Source organism: Rhizobium sp. P1_C7, assembly GCF_056406295.1.
In genome coordinates, this window is the sequence record NZ_JBFUAL010000050.1 from 1 (window position 1) to 11,757 (window position 11,757).

The 11,757-nt window shown below is 59.7% G+C and carries 13 protein-coding genes and 1 pseudogene; 8 read left to right on the forward strand and 6 right to left on the reverse strand.

From position 1 onward, the window contains the following. Nucleotides 1-254: transposase (locus AC1D2R_RS31800; RefSeq protein WP_477973772.1), on the forward strand; the 254-nt coding region annotated here is incomplete at its 5' end. Nucleotides 255-349: 95 nt separating this feature from the next. Here AC1D2R_RS31800 and AC1D2R_RS31805 read toward each other — a convergent pair. The 3 genes from AC1D2R_RS31805 to AC1D2R_RS31815 all read right to left on the reverse strand — a co-directional run bounded on the left by AC1D2R_RS31805 (nucleotide 350) and on the right by AC1D2R_RS31815 (nucleotide 6,106). Further along, nucleotides 350-3,748 (reverse strand): AAA domain-containing protein, encoded by a 3,399-nt coding sequence (locus tag AC1D2R_RS31805; protein WP_477973774.1) that lies wholly within the window; start codon nucleotides 3,746-3,748, stop codon nucleotides 350-352. A gap of 316 nt (nucleotides 3,749-4,064) precedes the next feature. Continuing rightward, entirely contained in the window at nucleotides 4,065-5,054 is a 990-nt protein-coding gene (locus AC1D2R_RS31810) for an aldo/keto reductase (RefSeq protein WP_477973776.1), read from the reverse strand. 164 nt (nucleotides 5,055-5,218) lie between these two features. Continuing rightward, the gene (locus AC1D2R_RS31815; protein ID WP_477973778.1) at nucleotides 5,219-6,106 is read right to left on the reverse strand and encodes a LysR family transcriptional regulator; all 888 of its coding nucleotides are present in this window, start codon (nucleotides 6,104-6,106) and stop codon (nucleotides 5,219-5,221) included. Between the two features lie 141 nt (nucleotides 6,107-6,247). On the opposite strand from AC1D2R_RS31815, the gene AC1D2R_RS31820 reads away from it, so the two are divergent. From AC1D2R_RS31820 to AC1D2R_RS31830, 3 genes are read left to right on the forward strand one after another with little or no spacing between them, the layout of a single operon-like run. Then, nucleotides 6,248-7,441, forward strand: coding sequence for an MFS transporter (locus tag AC1D2R_RS31820; protein WP_477973793.1), 1,194 nt, complete (start codon nucleotides 6,248-6,250; stop codon nucleotides 7,439-7,441). A gap of 1 nt (nucleotide 7,442) precedes the next feature. Next, nucleotides 7,443-7,808 (forward strand): cyclophilin-like fold protein, encoded by a 366-nt coding sequence (locus AC1D2R_RS31825; protein ID WP_477973779.1) that lies wholly within the window; start codon nucleotides 7,443-7,445, stop codon nucleotides 7,806-7,808. After that, nucleotides 7,801-8,916 carry an alpha/beta hydrolase gene (locus AC1D2R_RS31830; RefSeq protein ID WP_477973781.1) on the forward strand — a complete coding sequence of 372 codons (1,116 nt, stop codon included), beginning with the start codon at nucleotides 7,801-7,803 and terminating at the stop codon, nucleotides 8,914-8,916. The genes AC1D2R_RS31825 and AC1D2R_RS31830 overlap by 8 nt, the downstream gene beginning before the upstream one ends. A 113-nt stretch (nucleotides 8,917-9,029) precedes the next feature. Here the strand turns inward: AC1D2R_RS31830 and AC1D2R_RS31835 are convergent, their stop codons facing one another. The 3 genes from AC1D2R_RS31835 to AC1D2R_RS31845 form a co-directional block, all read right to left on the reverse strand. Beyond that, nucleotides 9,030-9,287: a hypothetical protein gene (locus AC1D2R_RS31835; protein ID WP_477973795.1), complete on the reverse strand. Its 258-nt coding sequence runs from the start codon at nucleotides 9,285-9,287 to the stop codon at nucleotides 9,030-9,032. Between the two features lie 379 nt (nucleotides 9,288-9,666). Next, on the reverse strand, nucleotides 9,667-9,861 hold the full coding sequence (locus tag AC1D2R_RS31840; protein WP_477973783.1) for a hypothetical protein: 195 nt from the start codon (nucleotides 9,859-9,861) through the stop codon (nucleotides 9,667-9,669). 137 nt (nucleotides 9,862-9,998) lie between these two features. Next, nucleotides 9,999-10,208: a cold-shock protein gene (locus AC1D2R_RS31845; RefSeq protein ID WP_477973785.1), complete on the reverse strand. Its 210-nt coding sequence runs from the start codon at nucleotides 10,206-10,208 to the stop codon at nucleotides 9,999-10,001. A gap of 331 nt (nucleotides 10,209-10,539) precedes the next feature. On the opposite strand from AC1D2R_RS31845, the gene AC1D2R_RS31850 reads away from it, so the two are divergent. The 4 genes and pseudogenes from AC1D2R_RS31850 to AC1D2R_RS31865 all read left to right on the forward strand — a co-directional run. Beyond that, nucleotides 10,540-10,833 (forward strand): type II toxin-antitoxin system Phd/YefM family antitoxin, encoded by a 294-nt coding sequence (locus tag AC1D2R_RS31850; RefSeq protein ID WP_477973787.1) that lies wholly within the window; start codon nucleotides 10,540-10,542, stop codon nucleotides 10,831-10,833. After that, complete coding sequence (locus AC1D2R_RS31855; RefSeq protein ID WP_477973789.1) at nucleotides 10,830-11,207, forward strand: type II toxin-antitoxin system VapC family toxin; 378 nt, start codon at nucleotides 10,830-10,832, stop codon at nucleotides 11,205-11,207. Before AC1D2R_RS31850 ends, AC1D2R_RS31855 begins: the two co-directional genes overlap by 4 nt. Before the next feature lie 13 nt (nucleotides 11,208-11,220). Then, nucleotides 11,221-11,469: a type II toxin-antitoxin system Phd/YefM family antitoxin gene (locus tag AC1D2R_RS31860; protein WP_477973791.1), complete on the forward strand. Its 249-nt coding sequence runs from the start codon at nucleotides 11,221-11,223 to the stop codon at nucleotides 11,467-11,469. Further along, nucleotides 11,466-11,757 (forward strand): annotated as a pseudogene (locus AC1D2R_RS31865) (integrase); the annotation flags it as partial. The gene AC1D2R_RS31860 and the pseudogene AC1D2R_RS31865, both read left to right, overlap by 4 nt.

The window sequence follows — 11,757 nt, forward strand, 5'->3', positions numbered from 1 at the left end:
GCAGCCACAAATCGGCTGCCATCCGTCAAACAATCAAAGCCGCCGGTGCGCGGCTCTGGTTCCTGCCGCCCTATTCGCCGGACCTCAATCCGATCGAGCAGGCCTTTTCGAAGATCAAACACTGGATGCGGCACGCGCAACGCCGAACAATTGACGATACCTGGCGCCACATAGGCAGGCTGGTCGAAACAATCCAACCCGACGAATGCGCCAACTATCTTACAAATGCCGGCTATGCTTCTGTCAAAAAGTGAAATGCTCTAGCCGCACCTATCAGCGAACTTTCATCCGAGAAAGGCTAGATGTAGAGCCTCGGCGGTTTGGGCAGCAATGATCGCGGCACAAGCCGTTATTTCTCTCTGCGCCGAAGGCTGCCAAGAATGGTGGTGATCTCTTCCTCCAGATGCCCACCTCGATAAACGAACGACGTTTCGTGGCGCGCGTATTGGCCATGTCGGTCGGCGCTGAGCCAGTTGTAAGAGCCGATGCAAAGAAGGTCTGTGTCGATCGCCACGATCTTGCTGTGCAGCTTCGGAAGCTTGTGCAGCCGAACCCCGATCCTTGATAAGGCCTTCTCGACCGCTTCCATTTGGGTCAAGCCATCCGCAGCCTGGCCCAAATTAAGCAGTGGATCAGCGAATACGTCGATCTCGGCGCCTCGCTGGACAGCGGCTTCGAATGCGGCCAGCAGCCCAACACGTTCCATTGTGGATGCGATCACCCACGGGCTAACAATAGTGTAGCGGCGGCCAACGGCGGACAGCGCATCCAGAAGAAAAGCATCGTGCCCAGCCGCATCCCGCAGCACCTGAATCTGAGAGCTCCCCTGCTTCAGGTCCGTGCGCGGCTCAGCCGCAAACTCAAGCGCATTCAGCTCTGATGCGAACAAGAAGTCGGCGAGGACTGCCCTTGGTGACCCGGTTTTCGCTGCCGCCATAACATCCATATCGCCAAACACTAGGCAACTGTCCTTTGCCCGTGAGACCGTCACGTTCAACATGCTGGGCGAGACGTCGATAAACCCTCCGTCTGCGTGTTTCGAATAGACGGGCGAGAAGATCACGACGGGTCGTTCGGCGCCTTGCAGCGCGTGGACTGTTCCGATGGTCATGCCTTCGCGCCCTTCGACCGCGATCTTGCGGCTGGCACAGGCTTCCCGAATTTCGCGAACCTGTCGGCCAAAGGGGGTTACGATGGCGACAATCTGTTCCAACGGTCTGCCATAGCGCGCTTCCAGTCCAGCACGGTTGGCATCAAGCCAAGCAGCAATAGTTTGCGCCTCGAGCGGATTGGCGCGGCTGCTTCCCGAGGTAAGTGCACGGCCGTCTATGTGCAGATATCCAAGCGCTGGGAGGGCAGCGTCTGTTTGCGCCTTTCCCCGTAGCGGTCGCAGCTTTCCCTTGTAGCACAAAGCATTGCTGAAGCTGATGATTTCGTCGTAGCACCGCCGGTGTTCGAACAGGTAGAGGCCCTTCTCGAGATCTGGATACGGCGACACCCGGCAGGCTTGCTGTGCAAGGCGCATGGCGCTGCCATTGGTCGAGCAGATCCCGCGGTCGATAAGGGTGTCAATGCCGGCTTCACTCGAGAGGAGGCCACTGTGTCGAAGATTGCTTACATCCACAGGCCGGGGCACCGATGAAATCGGTTCGATCTGTTGGGTGTCACCAATCACCAGGGCGCGCTTCGCTAACGAGAAAGACGCCCCAGCAACTTCGGGCAAGACTTGACCGGCTTCGTCGACGATCAATAGGTCGATGAAATTAAAGAGGTACTCGGTCGCCCACTTGCCACCGTCATGGCGGGTGTAGGTCATCTTGCCTGGCAGGCTGGCAAATGTTGCCACGGCACAGGGGGTCAACATCATGCGGCGGTGCCAGCGGGGGATGACTGTCGCCTTTCCGTTCTTCCCCTTGGAGGCGACGATCCCGGCGAGGTCAGCCTCCATTGCCAGAAGCCAGCGACCTTCCCAGTAATGCGTTGCCAGAAGGAAGAGGGAGAACCGAACATCCAGGTCTGCCTGACGTTCCAGTTCTGCAATGTCATCGGTCCCGCCAAGGAACCCCCTCGCCTTGGCCCAGTTCCTTTCCGCCTCATGGAAATCAAGGCGCAGGGCTCTAGCCGTTGCCAGTGCCTGTTCGGCAGATTGCAGCGCCTCATCCGCAGCACGAAGATCGGTTCGAACCCTGTCCTCGATGTCTGAAACCCGCTTGGCTGTCTCCAACCCTGGCACAAGCTCGCCGATGGCAAGCCGTGCCCGCAAGGCGCGCTTCTCTTTGACAGAGGACAGGAAGCCGACCACCGCGGTCAGCGACGATTCCGACGCTAGGTGCTGGTCGAGTGCAGCTCTCGCCGCCCGGAGTTTTTCGACAGCGGCCATTCGTGTCGCGGCCTCTTCAACGCGCAGGGCCTCAGAGGCGTCGGGATCGGGCCCTAGGCCTATTTCAAGAGCAGAGCTGGCCGCGCGATATGCGCTGTTGGCGCGGTCGATCTGCGCCAGCTTGTCTGTTTCATCCGCCATCCGCTTTTGCAGTGCCGCCACCACGGACCCAAGATCGGGGTCGGCGAGCTCGGGAAATGCTACCCCTGCCGCCTGAAGATAGATATCCTTGGCGCGCTGGACATAGACGACTGTCTCGCGCTCGACTTGAAACTCTTCGGTCTGATAGCGACGGGCCGCTTCAAGGCGTCGGGAATGCGACGCAAGGAACATCCCGAAGCTTTCCACCTCAGGCATCCACCGCCCTGCAAACGGGCCTACTCCTTTGTCGAAATCCTTTCCGAAGGCGTCAATAATATTCGTCACCGCTTGGTTGTTGGAAGACGCCGCCACGATCACCGGCGGGTCTTCACCACGGAGCGCGGCACGCACCCAGAGGCCCGCGACGGCCGATAGCAGCATTGTGGTTTTGCCAGTCCCTGGCGGGCCGTTCACAGCAATCACCTCTCCCGGCGCTGAGGCATCCAGCCAGGCCAGAACCTGCCGTTGGTGTTGAGCCAGCGGGAAGTTCGGGTTCGAATGGCCAAGCCGCCGGGAAAACTCCTGTTCAATCCGATGGTCCGGGTCCGCGGCGGCCCGCTTCGGCTGCGCCACCTGCTTCAGCAACGGCGCCTCAGGTGCCTCGGCCAGAAGCTTGTCATAGAGGTCGAGGATTCCCCGCACCGTCGCATTCGCATCCTCGGCCAGTTCCAGAAACCCCGAACCGATCGGCTGATAATCTGCATCCCCGCGTGGCCACCCCTGCGAAACGGCATCCACCATCTTGCGGCAATGGCCAAGGTAATCCTCCCAGGCGGCAGTACCCGACATATCAGGGAGAGGCGTTTCGGTTAGGAATGTGTCCAAGGCATCGACAGAACCGATGGCAAACTCACCAGACGGTAGGGGGTTTAGTAGATCCCGAGCAAGCGCGTTACGCATCGGTGTGATATGCCCATCTCGACCGACTGTCGCCTCTGTCACCACCGGCGCCACGATTTCCGGCAACCCGCCGGTTCGCGCCGCCCCGTGTGACGACTTTCGCCCCGTAACCAGAGGCCAGAACCGAACGGCGACTGCCCTGGACGAAGTCTGGCCCTGGAACACCTGATCCAAGACTTCTTGTGGCAGCACTCCGGTCTTCAGCGCGACCGCAGGAATATCAACAAACCGCTTGCGGTCAGGCTGCGTGAATTTTCCTTCACCCAGCGCGCCGTCCGCCAACGAAGTTCGCCAGTAGCGCAGATTGTCTCGGATGCTTGCGGTCATGATACTTTGCGCTACTCGGTTACTCTTGGGTAGGATGCAGACATACAAGACAAAAAGCCCAGTGTAATCCATCCACTGAGCTTCACGAAGCTCAAGATCGACCATGGACGCGCCATAGCCATAGCCCCAAGATTTCCAGATACGCAAGTAATCGGCACATCGGATCCTTCTTGAAGCGCACCGATGTCTGGCATTCGACTGTTGCCTGATCTCGCGTCTGTCGCTGACTGCCGCGCCGACGGGCATGCCTCGGCGGGTCGGTATAACCACCTAGCAGACACGGCGGGATGTCCGGTGTTACAAGCCGGACCGGAACCTAGAGACCTGATAGATTCATCATTTCCGTCGGGTATCGATCGCCTACGATCCGCACCTTGGCCGCACCTTCATCGATTGCGATCAAATCGTCTCTTGTAAGATTGACCGACAACGCGCCGATGTTCTCCTCAAAACGTGTGACCGACCTCGTGCCGAACAGTGGCACGATCGAAGGCTTCCGGGCGAGAAGCCAGGCAAGCGCGACCTGCGCCGGCGTGGCGCCATGCCGCTCTCCTACCGATCGGATCAAGTCGACCAGCGCCAGGTTGGCTTTCCGGTTCTCTTCCGCGAACCGGGGGATCTGCCCCCGGAAATCGTTCGAGTCGAAGGTGGTTCCGGCATCAATCTTACCGGTCAAGAAGCCCTTGCCCAGCGGGCTGAAAGGAACCAGGCCGATGCCCAGCTCTTCGAGCGTGGGGATGATCTCCGCTTCAGGGTCGCGCGTCCACAGCGAGTACTCGCTCTGCAACGCGGCGACCGGCTGCACCGCATCGGCACGGCGTATCGATCCGGCGCCCGCTTCCGAAAGGCCGAAGTAGCGGACCTTGCCTTCCGAGATCAAATCCTTGACCGTGCCCGCTACGTCTTCCATCGGCACGTCCGGATCGACGCGGTGCTGATAGAGAAGGTCGATGTAATCGGTGCGCAAGCGCTTCAGACTGCCTTCAACCGCACTTCGGATCTGCGTCGGCTTACTGTTCACCCCGCCCAGATGCTCGCCGGTGCGTTGATCGATGTTCCAGCCGAATTTGGTCGCGATCTTGATCGTCTGCCGCATCCCAGCAAACGCCTCGCCGACCATTTCCTCGTTCGTCCACGGTCCGTAGACCTCCGCGGTGTCGAAGAAGTCCATGCCATGTTCTACGGCGCTGCGCAGGAGACCGATCATCTCCTCGCGGTCGGAGATTTCGCGCGACTTGCCGTAGCCCATCGCGCCGAGGGACAACGCCGAGACTTCCAGTCCCTGACCCAAATTCCGTTTCTGCATGTCCATCTCCCGATGCGAATGAAGGGTGTCGACCGTCAATGTAGCGCACCGACGCCGACGGATTAGGTGGACCGCAACGATAGGACTTATGGGCGAGTTGCATATATTGGTGGGGTGCCGGTCTTCCCGATTGATGAGGCCCGCTGATAAGATGGCCCTCTCCCTCAGAGGCGCAGTGCATCGACCACGACCTTGAATGCGGGAGAGTTCTGCCGCCTGCTTGGGTAGTAGAGATAGTAGCCCGGAAACATTGGCGACCAGTCGTCGAGGACCTGAACCAACCGCCCTGAGGCGATGTCGCTCGCCACGATATTCTCGGGCAGATAGGCGATCCCATAGCCATTGGCTGCAGCATCGATCATCGCGTAGGACGTGCTGAAGGTAAGTTGGCCATCGACACGGACACGCAGTTCCTTGTCTCCCTTCTCGAATTCCCAAGTGTAGAGGCCGCCCGAGCGCGACTGGCGGTGATTGATGCAGTTATGCGCCACCAGCTCCTGCGGTGAACGGGGAGCAGGCCGGGCGGCAAAATACGCCGGAGAGCCGACGGCCACGAGCCGCCAGTCTGGTCCGATCCGGACGGCGATCATGTCCTTGTCCACGCTCTCCCCCAGCCTCACTCCGGCATCGAACCGGTCCTCGACGATGTTGCGAAAACCGTTGTCCGTATTTAGCTCGACCTTGATATCGGGGTAGTCCTTCAGCACGGGCAGAAGCTTCGGCCACACGACGCTCTCCAGAGCGTGGTCGGACAACGTGATTCTAACTGTGCCGGACGGGGTGTCTCGGATTTCCATCAGCTCGTCGATCTCGGTCTCGATCTCTTCGATCCGGGGAGCGAGCGACCGGATGAGCCTTTCTCCAACTTCCGTCGGCGAGACGCTTCGCGTCGTGCGGGTCAGAAGTCGAAGTCCCATCCGCGCTTCGAGGTTCTTGATCGTGTGACTGATCGTCGACTGCGAGGTGCCGAGTTTCGCAGCCGCCTTGGTGAAGCTTCGCTCCTCGGCGACCACGAGGAACCAGAGCATGTCGTTCAGATCTTCTCGTTTCATGCCATACCTCCCGATCACTTATGTCACCATTCGATAAGTGCATCCTAATTGCAACGGCTAATCGATGAAGTGAGTGCGGTGTATCTTGCCCTCATGACAAAGCAAGCACTCACAATCGATCCCGACTTCGTCTTCGACCTGATGGCTGAGAATGCGGCCAACCCGCTTGATGAAGACGTCCCGTTGATCGCAGCCTGGGGAGCGGTGTTCTCGATGGCCCTATGCGTTGCCGTCTTGATCGCCTCGGAATTCATGCCCGTCAGTCTGCTATCGCCAATCGCGACGGACCTCGGCGTGACAGAAGGGCATATGGGTCAGGCAATTTCGATCTCGGGCATCTTCGCAGTCGTCACCAGCCTGTTCGTGTCGTCAGCGACCCGTAGGTGCGACCGCCGTCTGGTGGTGACGTCGCTGACGATGCTTCTGATCCTATCCGGGACCATCGTTACCTTTGCGCCGAACTACGTGGTGCTGATGCTCGGGCGTGCGGTGCTCGGCATCGCCATCGGCGGTTTCTGGTCGATGTCGACCGCGATCGTCATGCGCCTGGTGTCTGAAGATGCCGTCCCGAAGGGATTGGCGATGTTGAATGCGGGCAATGCCATAGCGGCGACGATTTCTGCGCCGTTGGGCAGCCTACTCGGCTCCTATATCGGCTGGCGTGGTGCGTTCTTCGCCGTGGTGCCGCTCGCCCTGCTGGCCTTCGTCTGGCAATGGATCAGCCTGCCGTCCCTTCCGCCACGTCGCAAGGAAGGGTCGCCGAACGTCCTTAGCCTGCTTGCCCGTCCGCAGGTGGCGATCGGCATGGCTTCCGTCATGCTGCTGTTCATGGGGCAGTTCGCGCTGTTCACCTATCTGCGCCCGTTCCTCGAGACCGTGACCCAGGTCTCGATCTCGACCCTTTCCCTGCTGCTGCTTCTGATGGGGCTGGCGGGCGTCGTCGGCACCTATTGCGTCAGCGGTCTGCTACAGACGAGGCTGTTCAGCATCCTTGGATCCATCCCGCTAGTGATGGCTGCCATCGCGCTGCTGCTGATCGCGTTCGGCTCGTCGTCCGTCGTCACCGCCATCCTTCTGATTGCATGGGGTTTCTTCGGCACGGCCGCCCCCGTCGGCTGGGGGACATGGCTTAGCCGCACCATGCCCGACGACGCCGAGGCGGGCGGCGGTCTCCAGGTCGCGGCCATCCAGCTCGCCATCACCATGGGCGCATCTCTCGGCGGCGTCCTGTTCGACTCGACGGGTTGGTGGACCACATTCGCGTTTGCGGCCGTGCTTTTGACTGGCTCGTCCGTCCTTGCCGCCGTCGCGGGGCGTCACCTCGGGAGCAACTGACATGGTTCTGAACTCCAAGAAACTCAGCCGCCGCGCGTCCTCGGGTCGATGGTCGCGACAGCAATGTTCCCACCGCGGGGCCCGAGCACAACAGGGCAATGACCCCGCAAGCAAGGAGCCGACCAAGGTGACGATCAGGATGACGTTCAACGGTCAGACGATGACCGCCACCCTTTACGACAACGCCTCTGCCCGCGACTTCACGTCGATGCTGCCGCTCGACCTCAAGATCGAGAACTACTCGTCCAACGAGAAGATTACATACCTGCCGCAGAAGGGGCGAGTTCCCGCTCCGCATCGAAACGGTCTGACCGCACCCAATTCCAATTCGCCTTTTCTCAACACGCGGAGATACGATCGTGAATGACAAGATTGAAACCGAAGTCGGGTTCGACGCCTCGGCGGGCCGCCTCGACCGCCGCCAGCTTCTGAAGATCACATGCGCGGGCATGGCTGCGGTCAGCGCAGCCTCTTTGCTTGGCTTCTCTTCGGCAATGGCACAGGACATGTCGCACGGTGCTGCCAATTTCTACACCAGCGACAAGGTCAGCATGCAAAAGGTGACCTTCAAGTCTCAGTACAAGATGGACGTCGCAGGCAGCCTGTTCACGCCGAAGGACCTTGAGCGCAGTGCAAGGAGCCCGGCGATCATCGTCGGCCACCCCATGGGAGCGGTGAAAGAGCAGAGCGCCAACCTCTACGCGACCAAGATGGCCGAGCAGGGTTTCGTCGCGATGTCCATCGATCTGCCGTTCTGGGGCGAGAGCGAGGGCGAAGTCCGCAACCTCGTTTCTCCGGACGTCTACGCCGAGGCCTTTAGCGCCGGAGTGGATTTCCTCGGCAGCCAGAGCTTCGTTGATCGACAGCGCATCGGCGGCATCGGCATCTGCGGCAGTGGCAGCTTCATCATCAGCGCAGCGAAGATCGATCCTCGGATCCGCGCGATCGCAACGGTCAGCATGTACGATATGGGCGCGGCCTTTCGCGACGCACTGAACAAGTCGCAGACCGTCGAACAGCGCAAGCAGTTCATCGAGACGGCGGCTAAACAGCGCTGGGCGGAATTCGACGGAGGAGAAACGCAGTATATCGGCGGCACCGTTCTCGAACTGACTACTGAAACGGACCCGGTTCAGCGGGAATTCTACGACTTTTACCGGACACCGCGTGGCCAGTTCACACCGGCTGGCGCAACGGTGCAGACGACGACGAAGCCGACCCTAACCAGCGCGGTGAAGTTTATGAACTTCTACCCGTTCAACGACATTGAAACGGTTTCGCCTCGACCGATGTTGTTCATTTCCGGCGACCAGGCTCATTCCAAGGAGTTCAGCCAGGATGCCTACAACCGCGCCGCCGAGCCGAAAGAACTGGTCTGGGTCAAGGGCGCCGGACATGTCGATCTCTACGACAGGGTGGACCTCATTCCGTTCGAAAAGCTGTCCGGCTTTTTCGATCAGAACCTGACGGCGTGATTAGCAGCACATCGGGCCCAGACGTGATCTGGGCCCCAATTTCATAAACAAGTCTGCCTGTGCGTCCGCATTGGGCACCGCCGGCGGATCATGGATGCGCCCAACCACGGAATTCAATCAAATTGTTCGCCGCGACCGATCTGTTCCCACAAAGCGTCGCCGACTGCGGGATCGTCGGCCGGATCGGGATCGGCTTGGTTGGCGTCCTTGAGGGATTGCGCCGCTTCGATTAGCGCAGCGGTGACTTCCTGCGTTCCCCACCCCGCCTCGTTTGCCGATGCAATGATATCCTCTAACGCGAAGCTGGCGGCAGCCTTTGCCTCGTCGAAACGGGCCCCCACATCATCCGTCGTAGGCGCGGGAAACCGAATGCTGGGACGCTCTATCCACGGCTCCGTCAGGTTCCGCAATTCATCCCGACCGATAAACTCGCTGGTTCCTCCAGGGTCGCGATGGGGATGAGAAACGGTGACAATCATCTCCTCTGGGAGTGCCAGCGCCTGCTCCGTATTCATGATGCCGACGGGGACCTGTGCTCCGCCTTCGTTTGTCACCTTCACTTCGACGATCTTTTTGTCCTCGGCCATGATCGTCTCCTTCAAGAAGCAAACTCCCGCGGAGTCTTTCTGTTCCGGACGGGCGACGGAAAGCGGCAGACAATATTTTTCACGCCGTTATGAAGCATCTGCCACCACCACCAACGGCTCTACGAGCGATTGGGAACTGACGCCGAAATCGGTCACGCACGCCTCAACCGCGCTGGGCGGACTCAAACTGGGCGTCCCTCGCCAGGCGTGCTTCGCGAAGCCTGGCGGTCTTCACTCGCTGGGCGTCCTCTACGAAGTTGATTTCCTCGCCTGCCTGGTTACGGGCGAAGAGTTGCGATTGGATGTTGCCGAATGCGGCCTCGGCCTGCTGTCTGGACTTGCTGAAGGTCTGTATCATGAAGATCTCCTTGGGAGATGAAAAGCGGTATGCCCGCGAAACGGAAGAAGGCCGGGCAGTCGTGCCCGGCCTTCAGATCAAAGTGCTTTCCCAGTGCCAGTACATCCGTGGTCAAAGGGAGGAGCAAATTCGTGATCTTACGCTGCCTGCAGATTGCAGGCGGACATCTTGCCCGACTTGTTGTCGCGCTCGAGGTCGTAGCCGACCTTCTGGCCTTCGACGATTTCGCGCATTCCGGCGCGTTCGACGGCCGAGATGTGAACGAAGGCGTCTGCGCCGCCGTTGTCAGGCTGGATGAAGCCGAAGCCCTTGGTGGAGTTGAACCATTTTACTGTGCCGGTGGTCATGATGAACCCTTTCAAAGCATAGAGTGAGGGACCGCGAAAGCGAGGCTTCGCGGACAATGATAACGACTATTTTTGAAAGGAAGTTCGCTTAGAGCGCAGTGCCAATCGCGCGGTAGACAAAGTTCGGCAAGCAAAAGATCGATAAACCATTAATAGAGACATCTCCGCGAGAGTCAACCGATAGTTTTACCAGCGCCGGTCGATGTGATGGCGGCTGCACCACATCGCTGCCGGAATTATCGCTTATCGGAAGTGATGAGTACAATGCCGTTGTACACGTTGACAAGCCGTCGCACCCGTAGCCCAACAGTGTTTCCCGGAGGCCGACACCATGCCGCAGACCAGCTACAAAATCAGCGAGGCCCGCAAGAATTTTGCAGAAGTCCTCGAACGCGCTAACCAGGGCGAGGAAATCATCATCATGCGCGGCAATGACGTCTATGCCCGCATCGGCCCAGCCGACCTTGGCGGAAAACGACCGTTCGGGCTATTGCGGCAGCACGGCCTTCCCGACGATCTCTTCGATGATCGCAACACCGAACAGGCGGCCATCGACGCCGGCGACTGGAACGATGACCTTGGCGTGTGGCAAGGGAAGCCTGGCGATCGAGAGGATCGCTCGTGAAAATACTGCTCGATAGCCATGCGGTTTACTGGTGGACCATTGGCAGCGATCGCCTGTCGAGACGGGCACGCTCACTGATCGAGGACAAGGCCAACACCATCTTCGTCAGTGCGGTGTCGTTCTACGAGCTGGACAACAAGATGCGCCTGAAGAAGCTCGGCCTGAAGCCACAGGAATTACGAGCCGCTGTGATTGCCAGCGGACTGCAGACACTCGCCATCAGCGATCTGCATGCAGAACTGGCGGCCGCCTTCGATTGGGAACATTGCGATCCCTGGGACCGGATGCTGGCGGCCCAGGCTCGCCTGGAGCATTGCGCTTTCGTCTCGACCGATGTTGTGTTCGACGCTATTTTGCATGAGCGGGTCTGGTAAAGGGGCAACCGCGGTGAAGATTTGCGTCGAACTTGCCGAGGCAGCGGAGCGACTTGAAGAGTTGATCGACCTTGCCCTGCTCGACCATGAGGTTGTCATTTGTCGTGAGGGAGACCCCGTTGCTGTCATCGTAGCTGTTGCGAAGACGGGCCAGGGCACTATGGATGACTTTTTGACACTGGCAGCCGAGGGTCGCCCGACGATCAGTGGCCTGACCTCAAACCACGATGAATTTTATGACGAGAACGGACTGCCGAAATGAGCAACCTGTCGTCACGTTCGATCGAAAAACACGCCGGGAAACTCGACACCATCGCCGCGGTGCTGCCGATCGAGCGCCGCGATGAGCTTGCCGAACTGCTGACCGACCAGGATGTCGAAACGCTGCGGCATCTGGTCAACTCCGGCATGGGCGACAACACGCTGAGGGCGCTCACCTCTGATCTCGCCTATCTGCAGGCCTGGTCGCTGGCCGCCACCGGCAGTGCCCTGCCTTGGCCGGCGCCGGAAGCCTTGCTGCTGAAATTCGTCGCCCATCATCTGTGGGATC